Genomic DNA, 16,415 nt, shown 5'->3' with positions numbered 1-16,415 from the left:
GTTTTTATTTAAACACTTTAGAACACTTAAGTGTAAAATATTTTGGGATTTTGTGGTTTAAATTTTTTCCAACACCACTTTCAGGGCATTGATGAAAAGATCTGTTTCCTCTTTTTGGATATTAAGTGCCGGAAGAATCCTTAAAACACTTTTATCATTAGAGTTTCCTGTGAAAATATGATGATCGTAAAGCAAGCTGCTCCTTACTTCCGAACAGTCCCTGTCAAGTTCTATCCCGATCATCAATCCTTTCCTTCGAATTGATTTAATATGTGGTAAATCTTTAATTTCATTTTCAATATATTCGCCCATTTTCTGAGCATTTTCGATGAGATTTTCATCTTTCATCACATCCAGCACAGCAATTGAAGCCGCACATGCCAGATGATTTCCTCCAAAAGTAGTTCCTAACAAGCCATTGCTTGCCTGAAATTTTGGACTGATTAGCACTCCGCCAACCGGAAAACCATTCCCCATTCCTTTTGCTGTGGTAATAATATCTGCTTCTATTCCGAATTCCTGATGAGCAAAGAAATATCCGCTTCTTCCGTATCCGGACTGTACTTCGTCTAAGATCAAAACAACATCATATTTTTCACACAGTTCTTTAATCTTAGATAAAAATGCTACCGTAGGAATCATGATTCCTCCCACTCCCTGAATTCCCTCAATGATGATGGACGAAATTTCATTTCCATGTGCTGCAAAAGTTTCTTCAAGCTGTTCAATATTATTCCATTCGGATTTGATAAATCTTTCTGAAAAATTCACCGGAGCAACAATTTTCGGATTATCCGTTACAGAAACTGCAGCAGAAGTTCTTCCGTGGAATGAGCCTGAAAAGTAAAGAACTTTACTTTTTCCGTTATGAAAAGAAGCCAGCTTTAAGGCATTTTCATTGGCCTCAGCTCCGGAGTTACAAAGGAAAAGACTATACTCTTCATATCCTGATAGTTTTCCCAATTTCTCAGCCAGCTCAGTCTGCAATTCATTCTGAACAGAGTTGGAATAGAAAGAAATTTTTTCTAATTGCTCTTTAAGTTTATTCTGATAATGCGGATGATTGTGCCCAATGGAAATCACAGCATGACCACCATAAAAATCAAGATATTGTTCTCCTTTATCATCCCAAAGAAAAGATCCTTGAGCTTTAACCGGATTGATATTAAATAATGGATATACGTTGAATAAATTCATTTCTTATTTTTTTATATTTTTCTTTTGTCTTGAAACAAAAGAAACAAAAGTTTAAGACGTGGAAACTTTCGCTAAAAAATATTTTTGTTCTCTAAAAATTCTAAAACTTGTGCGAAATCGGCATTTGTATCGCACTTCGAACAGTAGAATTTTCTTAACGTTCACAAAATTATTTTTCTTAACGCTCCATTTTCCTAGGTCGGTTGTGATTAAGCTTTAAAAATTCACGATTAGCTTATTGACAATTGACTTTTAAGTTTTCTTTTAAAATGCAATAGGTTTTAAGTTTAATCCTGAGTTTTCTTCCCAGTTCATCGCAATATTCATATTCTGTACTGCCTGTCCTGAAGCTCCTTTTAACAAATTGTCAATCGCCGAGTGAATAACTACAACATTTCCACTCTTTTCAATTTGAATCACACAGCGATTGGTATTGACAACCTGCTTTAGGTCCATTGCCCTTTCACTTAGCGTAACAAAAGGCTCCTCTGCATAAAAATCCTGATATAATTGCTCTATTTCTTTTAGTTCCAAATCTATTTTCACGGTAGAGCTTGTAAAAATCCCTCTTGCAAAATCTCCTCTCCATGGAACAAAATTCAGGTTTACTTCTTTATTATTAAATGAAATCAACTGCTGCAAGATCTCATCCACATGCTGATGTGTTAAAGTTTTATAAGCCGAGATATTATCATTTCTCCAGGTAAAATGAGTGGTTGGCTGCAGAGATTGTCCGGCTCCTGTAGAACCCGTGATCCCTGTGGTGAAAACCTCACCCAACAACCCTTTTTCCGCCAATGGAAGCAATGCTAACTGAATAGCTGTTGCGAAACATCCCGGGTTTGCAATACTCTTTGAACCTTTCAGTTGTTTTTTATTAATTTCCGGCAGTCCGTAGATAAAATCTCTGTTTTCAAAATTTCCATCCAAACGGAAATCATTTCCTAAATCAATTACCACCGTTTCATCTTTAACAGGATTTTGGGTTAACCAATTCTGACTTTCCTTATGAGGAAGACATAGAAATAGAATATCTACCTCTTCAGGTTTATCCGTTAATACTTTTTCACAAACCGTCGTTAAATCCGGGTACAAGTCCGATATTTTTGTTCCCGAATTTGAACGACTATATAAAAAACTCAATGTCACATGGGGATGAAAAGCCAGTAAGCGTATCAACTCACTTCCTGTATAGCCATTGGCTCCTACAATTCCTACTGTTTTCTTCATATTTTAAGCAATAGGATCATATCCTATCTTTTATTAGATTGTTCCTTAGGAACTAGTTGATATTTTGGTTAATCTGATGATATATATTTAAGGAATTGCTTACAATTTTTGTATATCCTTTCACATCATCTCCTGTCCATGCTCTGTTCGCCTCGCCGTAACTTCCGAATTTATCAGACATCAGGTCGTGATCAGATTCAATTCCGTTTAAGATAAATCGGTACGGGTGAAGGGTTACGAATACTTTTCCACTTACCGTTTTCTGGGAATCTCCTAAGAAAGATTCGATATTTCTCATCACAGGATCCAGGAAAAGTGCTTCGTGAAGCCAGTTTCCATACCAGTCTGATAGTTGAGACTTCATCATTTGCTGATATTTTGAAAGCGTATGTTTTTCCAATAAATGGTGTGCTTTGATAATCACTGAGGCCGCTGCCGCTTCAAATCCTACTCTTCCTTTAATACCTACAATGGTATCTCCTACATGAATATCACGACCAATACCATAAGCAGAAGCCAATTCTTCTATTTTTTGAATAGCATATACGGAATGTTCAAAACTTTCTCCGTTTACAGCAACCACTTCTCCATTTTTAAATTCAATCTCCAGTTCCGAAGGCTGCGTCTCTTTAATTTGTGACGGAAAGGCTTCTTCTGGCAGGTAATTTCTTGAAGTTAAGGTTTCTTTTCCTCCTACTGAAGTTCCCCAAAGTCCTTTATTCACTGAATATTGTGCTTTATGGAATTCCATTTCGTACCCATGATCTTTCAGGAACTCAATTTCTTCCTCTCGAGATAATGCCATATCACGAATGGGCGTAATGATCTCAATATTAGGACACATCACCTGGAAAATTAAGTCAAAACGGACCTGATCGTTTCCTGCACCTGTACTTCCGTGCGCAATGGCATCAGCCTTTACTTCAATGGCATATTTTGCAATTTCCTGCGCCTGAATCGTACGTTCAGCACTTACAGAAAGAGGATAAGTATTATTTTTCAACACATTCCCGAAAATTAAATACTTCACACAAGAATTGTAGTAGTCTTCCTGAGCGTCTACACACCTATACTCTTTTACCCCAAGATGTAAAGCTTTTCTCTCCAACTCTTTTTCCTCTTCCTTAGAAAAACCTCCGGTATTTACAGTAACGGCATACACATCATACCCTAGTGTTTCACTAAGATATTTAGCACAATAGGAAGTATCCAAACCTCCACTAAACGCTAAGATGACTTTTTTCTTCATAATATTTATTTTCAGGCTGATTGTTGACAGCCTCATTTTCTTTTATATTGTCCGGAACAAATAACATAGCTGTACAAAGACAGTTTTTACGTTCCTTATTCATTAATATTTCATAGTTCACACAGTTCTTGCAGCCACTCCAGAATTCCTCGTCCTGAGTAAGTTCTGAATAAATAACCGGCTTATATCCCAAATCACTATTGATTTTCATTACCGCAAGCCCTGTTGTTAATCCGAATACTTTTGCTTCCGGATATTTTTCTCTAGATAACTGGAAAACCTTATGCTTAATTTGAGTAGCAATACCTCCGTTCCTGAATTTGGGAGAAACAATCAATCCCGAATTGGCAACAAACTTCCCGTGTGACCACGTCTCTATATAGCAGAAACCTACCCACTCCCCGTTTTCAGTGGCTACCACAGCATTGCCCTCTGAAATCTTTTTACTCAAATATTCGATAGAACGTTTTGCGATTCCCGTTCCTCTACGCTGTGCAGAATCATACATTTCCTGCTGTATTTCACTCACATACATTAGATGTTCGCATGAGGAAACTTCTATTTCCATTTATTTATCTAATTTTTTTGGCAAATTTAAAATATAATTACTTTAAAAACCAAATAAAAAAGATATTTTTTTTGTTTTTTAAATTTATACAGGTAAAATTATCTTTATTAGAAAATATACATTTGCTAATTTATTATATATTTGCTAAAATAATATAGTTATGGAAAATACATGTCCTAAATGCCAGAGCGACAAAGTAGTTAAAAGCGGCATTATCAATGAAAAACAACGCTTCCACTGCAAGAACTGCAACTATTATTTTACCGTTAAAAAACTAGGGAAACAAATTGATGATTATTATGTAACCAAGGCACTTCAACTCTATCTGGAAGGCCTGAGTTATCGTGAAATTGAAAGAATCATTGGTGTTTCACACGTTACTATAAGTTCATGGATCAAAAAATACAACATCACAAGACCACCTCATTCCGAGTTTCATCCTGTTTATAAGATATTAAAGCAAAATGAGTTAATTGAATATATCGCTCAGGAAGAAAACATCAAAAATTCAGGGATCATCATTACTCAATTCGCTGATAAGTACATGCTGATCAAGTGGGAAAGATTTAAAAAATAGATATAAAACAGATTTAGAATTCAAATCATTACAATAATCAACTGGTAATCAAGAACAATATCAATATAACTATACTATTAGCACTAATATATATTAAATTTTCATAAATAAATTATTAATTCCAATTTGGCTTTCACAAAAAACAACGCCAAAAATTGATAATTTATGAAGAAATTACTTACATTTATTGGATTAGCCTTAATCAGTGGATCAATGTATTCACAAGGCTCTCCTGATTACGGCAGCGGACTGAAAGTAAACCTCAATCCTGAGGGAGACAAATTCATCAGATTTATTTTATGGGATCAACTATGGTTAAGAAATACCTCCATGAACCCCGGAAGCATGGTTGGAAGTGAGCCTACAGACAATTCCTGGAGTATAGGAAACAGAAGATTACGGGCTTTAACGTATGCACAGATCTCCAAAAGATACATGATTCTTCTTCATTTTGGAATCAACAATCAGACTTTCATCAATGGTGGTGCTACGGGAACTTCAGGAACAGGAGGCTATGGAAACGGAAAGAAAACCCAACTGTTTTTTCATGATGCCTGGAATGAGTATGCAGTTATTTTACCTGGAGAAGCGGGAAAATTCAGTTTATCTTTAGGAGCCGGGCTTCATTATTACATGGGACTTTCCCGTATGACCATGGCTTCCACACTTAATTTCCTCACGGTTGATTCTCCTGTTTTTTCATGGCCATTAATTGATAATTCTGATCAGTTTGCAAGACAGCTCGGAATGTTTGCAAAGGGTAAATACGGAAAACTTGAATATCGTTTCAGCTTAAACAAACCTTTTGCAACTGACCTTACTCCGGCAAATGTAACTGACCCATCAAGAGCTGTAGCCGTAGATAATAACGGAAATCCTAGTTTTTCAAAGGCAGGATATGTAGAATACCAATTCCTTGATGAAGAATCTAATACACTCCCATTCAAAGTAGGATCCTATCTGGGAACCAAAAAAGTCTTCAATGTTGGTGCAGGGTTTTATCATCAGGCAGACGGAACAAGAACTTCAGTTAATTCCAATATTGAAAAGCACGACATTACTCTTTTTGCGGTAGATGCTTTTGCAGACATACCATTGGGAGAAGCGAAAAATAAAATGGCAGTTTCAGCCTACGCCGGGTATTATAACTACAATTTCGGACCTAATTATGTAAGAAATCTGGGAACCATGAATATTGCAGCTTCTGATCCTAATTTTATAGGAAATAAAGCCATAGCAGGTGCCGGAAATCTACAACCAACCATTGGAACAGGTAATATTATCTATGCACAGGCTGGTTTACTATTACCCAGTCAGGCAGAAAAGCCAAAGATCAGGATACAGCCATTTGCGGCCTACACTCATAAAAGCTTTGAAGCATTCGATAAATCTTCTTCACAGTTTGACATAGGAGCCAACTGGTTTATAGATGGGCATCACGCAAAAATTACTACACAATATTCCACAAGACCGGTTTACACTAGCCCTACAGAGAGCCCATCCTCAAAAGGAGAATTCATTCTACAGTTCCAGATTTACCTATAATCCGGGAATGAACCCAATTATCATTTTCTACTAACATCAAAACTAATCAATATGAGCGAAAATCATCACGAAAGCTACGAGAATATGACTGACAAGCAGAAAAACCGTACCATTTGGGGGGTAATCACTGCTTCATCCCTCGGAACACTGATAGAATGGTATGACTTCTACATTTTTGGAAGTTTAGCTATCGTTTTAGCTACAAAATTTTTCCCTGCAGATAATCCGACGGCAGCATTTTTATCTACACTTGCCACTTTTGCAGCTGGATTTGTTGTAAGGCCTTTTGGCGCTTTATTCTTCGGAAGACTGGGAGATATCATCGGAAGGAAATATACATTCCTTGTTACTTTACTCATCATGGGATTCTCTACATTCCTTATCGGATGTATCCCAAGCTATAAAACCATTGGATTTATGGCTCCTGTTTTGGTTTTAATCCTAAGATTATTACAAGGATTGGCCCTTGGGGGTGAATACGGAGGTGCTGCAACCTATGTTGCAGAATATGCACAACCTCATCGAAGAGGATACTGGACTTCATGGATCCAAACTACGGCTACAGCTGGACTTTTTATTTCACTGATTGTTATTTTAATTACAAAAACCTCGCTTTCTCCGGAAGAATTTGATAATTGGGGCTGGAGGATTCCTTTCTGGATCTCTATTTTGATGGTAGGTGTTTCTTACATCATCAGAAAAAACATGAAAGAATCTCCGCTTTTTGCAAAGGCTAAAAGCGAGGGGAAAACTTCTAAAAACCCCTTAAAGGAAAGCTTCGGTAATAAATACAACTTTAAATTTGTTCTTCTGGCTTTGTTTGGAGCCGCAATGGGACAAGGCGTAATCTGGTACACAGGACAGTTCTACGCCATGAGCTTCCTGCAAAAGGTAATGAACGTAGATTCTATGCAAGTAGACTACTTAATGGCCACTGCCTTGTTTTTAGGGACACCATTCTTTGTATTTTTCGGCTGGCTGTCTGATAAGATCGGAAGAAAAGCTGTGATGATGACAGGAATGCTGATTGCCATCCTGGCGTATAGGCCAATTTACGACAGCATGTTTAAAAGTGTTAATCTTGAAAATAAAACGATTGCTTCCAACGGAATTACAGAAAAAAGGATTGCTAAAATCCATAATGATATTGCAACAGACAGTCTCGTTACTTTCCACAAGGAAACTCTTTACACTGATGGAACTTTAATCAAAAAAGACAGTATTGTTCACTGGTCTCCAAGCGGACCTGTAATGAAAGATGGAAAAGCTGAGGAACCGAAAGTATCTCAGTCTTTAAAGCTAAGCGATGATACAAAATGGTACCTGGTGTTCCTTGTATTTATTCAGGTCATATTTGTAACCATGGTTTACGGACCTATCGCAGCATTTCTTGTTGAAATGTTCCCTGTGAGAATCCGATACACCTCAATGTCTTTACCTTATCATATTGGAAACGGAGTGTTTGGAGGACTTCTTCCTGCAGTAGCTACTTATCTTGTAACCACAGGAAAAGAAGCCGGACATGCAACCTGGTACCTTGAGGGACTTTGGTATCCGATTGGAGTGGCAGCAGTATGTTTGATCATCGGGTTATTTTATCTTAAAAATAAGAACAATAATCTTCATGATTAATCATTAAATCACTCAAATTTTTATTAATTTTAAAACTACTAAAATGAACGGACTAAAAAAAATATTAGGCATTCTCTGGATCGCAATAGCGGTGGTTGTAGGATATTTCGGAATTACAGTATTAGGAATTCCAAAGATCGCCTCAGGAAAGCAGGAAGATCTGGTTTTCGGGATCATTATCTTATTTGTACTGATGCCGATTATCTCAGGCGGTATGGCCATCTTTGGGTATTATGCTTTAACAGGAGAATATTCTGACGACAAAATATAGTTATAAAAATAAGTAATAATTGATGAATGATAAACCAATATCTATTCATCAATTATCTTTTATAAACCATCATGTATGAAAAAAAGACACGAACAAAAACTGGTTATCCTGAGCATCGGACTGATGATTGCTTTCAGTATTCCTATATCATTGCTTTTCAACAGTGATCGGGAAGTTTTAGGATATCCAATGATCTTGATCTACCTGTTCGCTGTCTGGATGACCTCCATCATCATTTCTTTTGTAATCGTAAAAAAATATGATGAGTAGTTTCGCATTATTTTTCGTAGTTCTGTTTTATCTGGCTCTTCTGTTCTTAGTTGCTCATCTGGCAGAGAAAAAAAGAAGTAAGCTCTGGATCAATAATCCTTACATTTATGCATTGTCTTTGGCTGTGTATTGTACGGCATGGACTTATTACGGAAGTATTGGTGTGGCTGCTACAAGTGGATTAAACTATCTGCCCATCTACATTGGTCCCATTATGATTATCCCGGCCTGGATTTATATCAACACAAGGATTGTAAGAATTTCCAGGGTCAATAAAATCAGTAGTCTTGCAGATTTTATCTCTCTGCGATACGGAAACAGCAGAAGCCTTAGTGCGATTATCACAATAGTCTGTCTTTTAGCGATTGTTCCTTACATCGGACTACAGATTAAGGCGATATCTGAAACTTTTCATTTGGTGACAGAAACCCCAATGTCAAAGGATATTTTAACGGATAACGCTACTTTTGTTGTGGTTCTTATTGCATTATTCTCATCTTACTATGGAACCCGCTATGTAGATGCTTCGGAAAAACGTTTAGGAATTATTTCAGCCATTGCCCTTGAAAGTTTTTTAAAGCTGTTTTTCATCATTATTCTTGGGCTGTTTGTAATCTATTATGTATTTGATGGCTTCTCAGACATTTATCAGAAAGCGAGTCAGTTTGAAGATTTTAAAGAAAAAAATACATTTAACGGAATTGAGGGAGCCATGAACTGGATGGTTTTATGCATGATTTCCGCTACAGCCATTTGTATTTTGCCAAGACAGTTCCATACAGCCATTGTTGAAAACAGACAGGAAAAGCATATCAAAACCGCAATCTGGTTTTTCCCACTTTATCTTTTGATATTTACAGTGTTTATCTTTCCTATTGCATGGGGAGGAAGATTAATTTTTGATGGTCAAAAAGTAAATCCGGAGTTCTACTCTATCCTGATTCCACAGCATTTTGACAATACACTGATTACTGTTTTGGTTTTTCTCGGAGGACTAAGCTCATGCATTTCCATGATTATTATTTCTGCCATTACATTGTCCATCATGCTTTCCAACAACCTTATTATTCCCTATGGATTGCTGGGAAAATTTAAGTCTGAAAGTGAAGAACAAAATACAAGAAGCATTACCAATATTAGAAAATTCAGCATTTTTGCTTTGATCATCATGGCATTTGTTTTCTACAAGTACTTTATTTTGAAAACGTCACTGGATTCTGTAGGACTGATTTCATTTGTGGTGATTGCCCAGTTGGCACCCGCATTTTTCGGAGCTATATTCTGGAGAAGAGGAAGCTACAAAGGCGCTGTCGTTGGGCTTGCGGCCGGATTAGCAATCTGTTATTTCGGATTGATTATTCCACAGTATTATTTCTCGTATAATCAAGAATTCAAAGGAGTTTTAAGAGATATGTACAATTCCTTTGACTTCTTCACAATTCCTTATCTGGCAAAAATCCCACAGATTTTCTTTTGGTCACTCTTGATGAATACAGGTTTATTTACCATTATTTCAGTCAGTACAAAGGGCAATTATCGTGAAAGAAACTTTGCAGAATTGTATGTAGATATTGACAAATACATTCAAAACCACGAAAATGCGTTCATATGGCGAGGAACAGCTTATATTTCTGATATTCAAAACATTTTGGAAAGATTTTTAGGCAAAAACAAAACTGAGCAGGCCTTAAGGATTTTCAATTTAAAATATAATATCGATTCTAAAACTGAAACAGCCGATTCAAGATTCATCAAGTTTTCCGAAAACCTTTTGGCAGGAAGAATCGGTACAGCATCAGCCAAGATTTTAATTGAGGGGGTAACCAAGGAAGATAAAATATCCTTAAAAGAAGTATTAAACATCCTTGAAGAATCCAAGGAAAATATCAGCATCAATAAAAAACTTACGGAACAGTCTGAAGAATTACAAAAATTGTCCGATGACCTGAGAACAGCCAACGAAAACCTTATTGTTAAAGATCGTCAGAAAGACGACTTTCTGGATTCCGTTGCCCATGAATTGAGGACCCCGATCACTGCAATTCGTTCAGCAGGAGAAATCTTGGCAGACGATGATGATATTCCTTTTGAAATTAAGCAGGAATTTTTGAATAACATCATCACAGAATCAGACAGATTAAGCGAAATCATCAATGATATTCTTTATCTTGACAAGTTACAGCATGGCGAAATCTCGTTAAATATTCAACAAAATAATATTCTTGAAACCTATAAAAAGGCTCTTAGCCCACTTCTCCACCTGATCCAGCAGAAAAACATTCATTTAAGTGAGGTTAATCTTTTGAATCAGTTTATATTTGAATATGATGAAGCAAGAATGATTCAGCTGTTTCAGAATATTTGGGGAAATGCCTTAAAATTTACAGATGAACAGGGAACGATACAAACCAAATTGTTTGAAAAGGATAATCAGTTAATGATTACCATTTTCAATACAGGAAAGCATATTCCAGAGGAAGACCTTGAGATGATCTTCGACAAGTTTTATCAGTCCAAAAATCAGAATATTTTAAAACCAACAGGAAGCGGGCTTGGGCTGGCTATTTCAAAAAAGATAATACAGGCTCATAATGGAAGCATAAAAGCTGAGAATAGTGGTCTTGGTGTAACTTTCACCATCAGCTTTCCTGGAAAAACAATTAACGAGATTAAAAATGAAGTTGAACACCTTTAAAAAGCATTTATGAGAAAGATAATCATTGCAGATGACGAACACAAAATACTAATGTCACTGGAATACAGCTTTAAAAAGAACGGGTATGATGTATATATTGCCAGAGACGGAACAGAGGTACTCGATTTTTTAAAAACAATGGTTCCTGATGTCATCCTTCTTGATATCATGATGCCCAACCTAGACGGCTACAGTACACTAGACATGATCAGACAGGATGAAAAACTAAAAGATGTAAAGGTTATTTTCCTGAGTGCCAAAAACAACCCAAGAGACATTGAAAAAGGATTAGAAATGGGTGCTGATGCTTATGTAACAAAGCCCTATTCAATAAAAAAACTGATACAGCAGATTGAGGAAATGTTTGGAGAATAAGAAAGCAAATAACAGGTTTTCAAATAAAAAAACACTAATACGATATTGACATGAATGCAGATATTCAATTTAAACATAGCATAGAAAACAAGGAGGCTTTCTGGAAAGAACAAGCCGCAGAAATACAATGGTTTGAATTCCCACAGCAGATTCTCTCTAAAGACCCCAACGATTACCCACAATGGTTTTCGGATGGCAAGCTTAATATGTGTTATTTATGCATTGACAAACATATTGAAGATGGCTTTGGAGATCAGAATGCGATTGTGTATGATTCTCCTGTAACGGGTCAGAAGAAAACCTACACTTTCAATCAGGCAAAAGAAGAAATTTCAAAATTTGCAGGCGGGTTGGCTTCTTTAGGCCTGAAAAAGGGAGATACAGCGGTTATTTACATGCCCATGCTCCCTCAGACTCTTTTTGCAATGTTAGCTTGTGCAAGAATTGGAGTGATTCATAATGTCGTTTTTGGAGGATTTGCCCCTCATGAACTGGTGGTAAGAATTGATGACTGCAAGCCTAAGGTTTTAATCACCGCAACTGCAGGAATAGAAATTGCAAAAAGAATCCCTTATCTTCCTTTAGTAGAAAAAGCAATTGAACTCGCACAGGATAAGGTGGATAACATCATTGTTTACAATAGAAAATTAGTTGATAACCAGCATGAAATGTTTGACGGGCTGATTGACTATGAAGAGCTGGTTCAAAAGTCAGAACCCGCAGACTGTATTTCCGTTGAGTCTACTCACCCACTTTACCTTCTTTATACCTCAGGTACTACAGGCAAACCTAAAGGAATTGTTCGTGATACCGGCGGATATGCCACCGCATTAAAGTATTCCATGAAATACATATATGGCGTGGATTCCGGAGAAACTTATTGGGCAGCATCAGACTTTGGATGGGCCGTCGGACATAGTTTTTCGGTATATGGACCATTAATTAACAGAAATACCACGATTATTTTTGAAGGAAAACCCATCATGACTCCTGACGCAGGAACTTTCTGGAGAATTATTTCGGAATACAAAGTTTCTGTAATGTTTACTGCTCCTACAGCGATCAGGGCCATCAAAAAAGAAGATCCCAACGGAGAATTGGTTAAAAAATATGACCTGTCACATTTCAAAAAACAATTTTTAGCTGGCGAAAGATGCGATGTAGCCACATTGGATTGGTTTGAACAACACATAGGCGTTCCCGCGATTGACCATTGGTGGCAAACCGAATCAGGATGGCCGATGCTGGGATTAATGACCATTGATGATCAGTACAAAATAAAAAGAGCTTCCGCAGGAAAACCAATTCCGGGATATGATATTAAAATTTTTGATGAAAACGGGCTGGAACTCAATCCACATCATGAAGGCTATCTGGTTATTAAACTTCCTCTTCCTCCAGGCGCACTCCTTGGAATATGGAAAGATCATGACCGTTTTGAAAATAGCTATTTATCACAATATAAAGGCTACTATTTTTCGGGGGATGGCGCCATACAGGATGAAGACGGTTATATTTTCATTACAGGAAGAGTGGATGACGTGATTAACGTTGCCGGACACAGACTTTCCACTTCTGAGATGGAAGAAATTGTTTCCTCACACCCGGACGTTGCCGAATGTGCAGTAGTAGGCATTGATGATGACTTGCGGGGACAAGTTCCTTTTGCAACCGTTGTTTTAAAAAATGGTTCAGAAATTTCAGAAGAAAATGTAGAAAAAGAGATTATCCTGAAAGTCAGAGAAAAAATAGGAGCTGTTGCTTTTTTAAAAAGCGTAATGGTGGTAAAAAGGCTTCCAAAAACACGTTCCGGAAAGATTTTAAGAAAATTAATCCGAACATTATTAGACGGAAAAGATTTTCAGATCCCATCCACCATTGATGATGAGAAAATCATTGAAGAAATTCAGGAAAAAATCAATGAATATAGGATATAGACAAAAAATTAAACATATATTTAAGTATCATTTTTAATCTTTCAAATGACAAAAGAAAGGAAAGTTCCAGATACTTTCTATCACTTAATTTTTAAAACGCAAGCCTTTTAAAATTTAAGATTACATAAATAAAAGACAATCAACAAATTATCAATACAATTCAAATTTCAAAAAACGAAAGGGATATGAGAAATTACTTAATAGAAGATTTACCACAATACTTTGAAGATTATAAGAAGTCTATCAAAAACCCAAAGAAATTCTGGGATAAGGTAGCCGATCAAAACTTTGTGTGGTACCAAAGATGGAGCAAGGTTGTTAAGTATGATATGAATGAAGCGAAGATTACGTGGTTCAAAAATGCCAAGCTCAATATCACAAAAAACTGTATCGACAGGCATCTTGCCATACGAGGAGATAAAACAGCCATCATTTGGGAACCCAATGATCCCAAAGAGGAAGCTCAGCATATTTCTTACAACGAACTATACACCCGTGTCAACAAAACCGCAAACATTCTGCGTGATATGGGAATTGAAAAAGGAGACAGAGTATGTATCTACCTCCCCATGATCCCGGAACTGGCTGTTACCATGCTGGCTTGTGCTAAACTGGGGGCGGTTCATTCTGTTATATTTGCCGGATTCTCTGCTTCTGCTGTTTCTTCAAGAGTGAATGACTGTGAAGCTAAAATGGTGATTACCTCCGATGGAAGCTACAGAGGAAATAAAGTTTTAGACCTGAAAAGCATCGTAGATGAAGCGCTGGAAAAAACGCCAACTGTTGAAAAAGTCTTGGTGGTAAAGAGAACCCACAACGAAATCAAGATGAAAGAAGGCAGAGACTACTGGCTGGCTGATCTTTATGAAAAAGCGTCTCCAGACTTCGTTACGGTAATCATGGATTCTGAAGATCCACTTTTCATTCTGTATACATCCGGTTCTACAGGAAAACCAAAGGGAATGCTTCATACCTGTGCCGGTTATATGGTATACACCGCTTATACTTTTAAAAATGTTTTCAATTATAAGGAGAATGATATTTATTGGTGTACTGCTGATATTGGATGGATTACAGGACACTCCTACATTCTTTACGGACCATTATTGAATGGAGCTACAACTGTGATTTTTGAGGGTGTGCCTACCTACCCTGAACCCGATCGTTTCTGGGAAGTGATTGAAAAACACAAAATTACTCAGTTTTACACCGCCCCTACCGCTATTCGCTCCTTAGCCAAGGAAAGTACAGAATGGGTAGACAAACACGATCTGAGTTCTTTAAAAGTAATAGGATCTGTGGGAGAACCTATCAATGACGAAGCATGGCATTGGTTCAATGATCACGTTGGAAAGAAAAAATGCCCTATTGTAGACACATGGTGGCAAACTGAAACAGGAGGAATCATGATTTCACCACTTCCTTTTGTTACCCCTACAAAACCAACCTATGCTACCCTGCCTCTACCTGGTATACAACCGGTATTGATGGACGATAAACGTAATGAAATTACAGGAAATCAGGTTACAGGAAACCTTTGTATCCGTTTTCCATGGCCGGGAATTGCACGAACAATTTGGGGAGATCACCAAAGATATAAAGAAACCTATTTTACAGCTTTCCCCGGAAAATATTTTACCGGTGATGGCGCCTTAAGAGATGAAGTAGGTTACTATAGAATTACAGGACGTGTGGATGATGTCATTATTGTTTCAGGCCACAATTTAGGAACAGCTCCTATTGAAGACAGTATTAACCAGCACCCTGCCGTAGCAGAGTCTGCAATTGTAGGCTACCCACACGATATCAAAGGAAATGCTTTATATGGCTATGTGACGCTTAAAGAAACCGGAGAAGGACGTGACAAGGATAATCTGAAGAAAGAAATAAACCAGTTAATTTCCGACCAAATTGGACCTATTGCCAAACTGGACAAAATACAGTTCGTTTCTGGGCTTCCTAAAACGCGTTCAGGTAAGATTATGCGAAGAATATTAAGAAAAATTGCAGAGGGAGATTTCAGCAACTTTGGAGATATCAGTACACTATTGAATCCGGAAATTGTAGAAGAAATTAAAAACGAAAGAATTTAATTACTCTTTAAAATACCAAATAAAAACCTTAGAATTAATTATTTCTAAGGTTTTTTTGGTATTCGAGTCAGGGGTATCACATTAGCTTCAATTAGAATCGAAGAAAAAATTAGAGTTAAAATAACATTCCCTCTCTTTATATCTCTTCATCAGAGGGATGTCAGAACGATTGTTATATTTATTCATTTCAAAAAAATTAAACACCCATTCAATAGATTTCTTCAAATATTTTAACATTATTATATAGATAAAATATTAATAGATAAATTTTATTGACTTTATAATAAAAATATGGTTTTTTTTTCACTAACTTTAATCAGAACTTTAAAACCCATTAATTATGTCAAATATATTAGCTGGGCTATTTGAGCACCATAGCGATTACAAGAAGCTTGAAAGCGATCTGGAGAATTCCGGATTCCAAAATTCAGATTATATCATATACCTTAATAGTGAAACAAATAATATCCAATACCTAGCCAGTGTTGCGGTAAAGGATAATGAGCAGCTTGATATTTCTCGGAGTGTTTTCTCAGAAAATGCAGTCATAAAAACTTATTTATTTGAAAATATGAGTATTGATCAGGCCAATTATGAAACTATTAAAAAATATATCGACGCAAGAAATAGGGCTGAAATTCACAATAGCCCTGACATTAAAATCAAAACGTCGAGTGAAGGGATGAATTCAGAAGTAAAATTCTAATCGATATAAAATCTAGTAACCGAGAATCCGTAGTACAAACTGCGGATTTTTATGTTTGAAAAAACTAAAA

At 36.7% G+C, this 16,415-nt stretch carries 14 protein-coding genes; 10 read left to right on the top strand and 4 right to left on the bottom strand.

Annotated features, from left to right (window positions below; translation table 11 throughout):
• Window positions 1-57: 57 nt before the first annotated feature.
• The 4 genes from SCA31_RS03995 to SCA31_RS03980 form a co-directional block, all read right to left on the bottom strand.
• Window positions 58-1,197 (bottom strand): aspartate aminotransferase family protein, encoded by a 1,140-nt coding sequence (locus SCA31_RS03995; protein WP_410695548.1) that lies wholly within the window; start codon window positions 1,195-1,197, stop codon window positions 58-60.
• 264 nt (window positions 1,198-1,461) lie between these two features.
• A complete protein-coding gene (gene argC / locus SCA31_RS03990) occupies window positions 1,462-2,427 on the bottom strand; it encodes an N-acetyl-gamma-glutamyl-phosphate reductase (RefSeq protein WP_410695547.1) in 966 nt (321 codons plus the stop codon).
• A gap of 52 nt (window positions 2,428-2,479) precedes the next feature.
• On the bottom strand, window positions 2,480-3,676 hold the full coding sequence (locus tag SCA31_RS03985) for an argininosuccinate synthase (RefSeq protein ID WP_410695546.1): 1,197 nt from the start codon (window positions 3,674-3,676) through the stop codon (window positions 2,480-2,482).
• Entirely contained in the window at window positions 3,648-4,244 is a 597-nt protein-coding gene (locus SCA31_RS03980; RefSeq protein ID WP_410695545.1) for a GNAT family N-acetyltransferase, read from the bottom strand. Before SCA31_RS03980 ends, SCA31_RS03985 begins: the two co-directional genes overlap by 29 nt.
• A gap of 160 nt (window positions 4,245-4,404) precedes the next feature.
• On the opposite strand from SCA31_RS03980, the gene SCA31_RS03975 reads away from it, so the two are divergent.
• The 10 genes from SCA31_RS03975 to SCA31_RS03930 all read left to right on the top strand — a co-directional run bounded on the left by SCA31_RS03975 (window position 4,405) and on the right by SCA31_RS03930 (window position 16,345).
• A complete protein-coding gene (locus tag SCA31_RS03975; RefSeq protein WP_076354259.1) occupies window positions 4,405-4,821 on the top strand; it encodes a helix-turn-helix domain-containing protein in 417 nt (138 codons plus the stop codon).
• A 165-nt stretch (window positions 4,822-4,986) separates the two neighbouring features.
• Complete coding sequence (locus SCA31_RS03970) at window positions 4,987-6,366, top strand: porin (RefSeq protein ID WP_410695544.1); 1,380 nt, start codon at window positions 4,987-4,989, stop codon at window positions 6,364-6,366.
• A 51-nt stretch (window positions 6,367-6,417) separates the two neighbouring features.
• The gene (locus SCA31_RS03965; RefSeq protein WP_410695543.1) at window positions 6,418-7,998 is read left to right on the top strand and encodes an MFS transporter; all 1,581 of its coding nucleotides are present in this window, start codon (window positions 6,418-6,420) and stop codon (window positions 7,996-7,998) included.
• A 43-nt stretch (window positions 7,999-8,041) separates the two neighbouring features.
• Window positions 8,042-8,269, top strand: a complete 228-nt coding sequence (locus tag SCA31_RS03960) for a DUF6814 family protein (RefSeq protein ID WP_410695542.1) — start codon at window positions 8,042-8,044, stop codon at window positions 8,267-8,269.
• 75 nt (window positions 8,270-8,344) lie between these two features.
• On the top strand, window positions 8,345-8,539 hold the full coding sequence (locus SCA31_RS03955) for a hypothetical protein (protein ID WP_076354255.1): 195 nt from the start codon (window positions 8,345-8,347) through the stop codon (window positions 8,537-8,539).
• Window positions 8,532-11,234, top strand: coding sequence for an ATP-binding protein (locus SCA31_RS03950; RefSeq protein WP_410695609.1), 2,703 nt, complete (start codon window positions 8,532-8,534; stop codon window positions 11,232-11,234). Before SCA31_RS03955 ends, SCA31_RS03950 begins: the two co-directional genes overlap by 8 nt.
• A 9-nt stretch (window positions 11,235-11,243) precedes the next feature.
• A complete protein-coding gene (locus tag SCA31_RS03945; protein WP_410695541.1) occupies window positions 11,244-11,609 on the top strand; it encodes a response regulator transcription factor in 366 nt (121 codons plus the stop codon).
• A 50-nt stretch (window positions 11,610-11,659) separates the two neighbouring features.
• Entirely contained in the window at window positions 11,660-13,546 is a 1,887-nt protein-coding gene (locus SCA31_RS03940) for an AMP-binding protein (RefSeq protein ID WP_410695540.1), read from the top strand.
• A gap of 164 nt (window positions 13,547-13,710) precedes the next feature.
• Window positions 13,711-15,639 carry an acetate--CoA ligase gene (gene acs / locus SCA31_RS03935; RefSeq protein ID WP_410695608.1) on the top strand — a complete coding sequence of 643 codons (1,929 nt, stop codon included), beginning with the start codon at window positions 13,711-13,713 and terminating at the stop codon, window positions 15,637-15,639.
• A gap of 340 nt (window positions 15,640-15,979) precedes the next feature.
• Window positions 15,980-16,345, top strand: coding sequence for a hypothetical protein (locus SCA31_RS03930; protein WP_410695539.1), 366 nt, complete (start codon window positions 15,980-15,982; stop codon window positions 16,343-16,345).
• Window positions 16,346-16,415 lie beyond the last annotated feature (70 nt).

Source organism: Chryseobacterium sp. SIMBA_028 (genome assembly GCF_046535285.1).
Lineage (GTDB): Bacteria > Bacteroidota > Bacteroidia > Flavobacteriales > Weeksellaceae > Chryseobacterium.
This window is presented reverse-complemented; position numbering and strand designations above follow the sequence as displayed.

Bases quoted from the DNA above. Each gene is read 5' to 3' on its own strand.
- SCA31_RS03995 (WP_410695548.1), bottom strand. From the start codon at position 1,197: ATGAATTTATTCAACGTATATCCATTATTTAATATCAATCCGGTTAAA.
- argC (WP_410695547.1), bottom strand. From the start codon at position 2,427: ATGAAGAAAACAGTAGGAATTGTAGGAGCCAATGGCTATACAGGAAGT.
- SCA31_RS03985 (WP_410695546.1), bottom strand. From the start codon at position 3,676: ATGAAGAAAAAAGTCATCTTAGCGTTTAGTGGAGGTTTGGATACTTCC.
- SCA31_RS03980 (WP_410695545.1), bottom strand. From the start codon at position 4,244: ATGGAAATAGAAGTTTCCTCATGCGAACATCTAATGTATGTGAGTGAA.
- SCA31_RS03975 (WP_076354259.1), top strand. From the start codon at position 4,405: ATGGAAAATACATGTCCTAAATGCCAGAGCGACAAAGTAGTTAAAAGC.
- SCA31_RS03970 (WP_410695544.1), top strand. From the start codon at position 4,987: ATGAAGAAATTACTTACATTTATTGGATTAGCCTTAATCAGTGGATCA.
- SCA31_RS03965 (WP_410695543.1), top strand. From the start codon at position 6,418: ATGAGCGAAAATCATCACGAAAGCTACGAGAATATGACTGACAAGCAG.
- SCA31_RS03960 (WP_410695542.1), top strand. From the start codon at position 8,042: ATGAACGGACTAAAAAAAATATTAGGCATTCTCTGGATCGCAATAGCG.
- SCA31_RS03955 (WP_076354255.1), top strand. From the start codon at position 8,345: ATGAAAAAAAGACACGAACAAAAACTGGTTATCCTGAGCATCGGACTG.
- SCA31_RS03950 (WP_410695609.1), top strand. From the start codon at position 8,532: ATGAGTAGTTTCGCATTATTTTTCGTAGTTCTGTTTTATCTGGCTCTT.
- SCA31_RS03945 (WP_410695541.1), top strand. From the start codon at position 11,244: ATGAGAAAGATAATCATTGCAGATGACGAACACAAAATACTAATGTCA.
- SCA31_RS03940 (WP_410695540.1), top strand. From the start codon at position 11,660: ATGAATGCAGATATTCAATTTAAACATAGCATAGAAAACAAGGAGGCT.
- SCA31_RS03930 (WP_410695539.1), top strand. From the start codon at position 15,980: ATGTCAAATATATTAGCTGGGCTATTTGAGCACCATAGCGATTACAAG.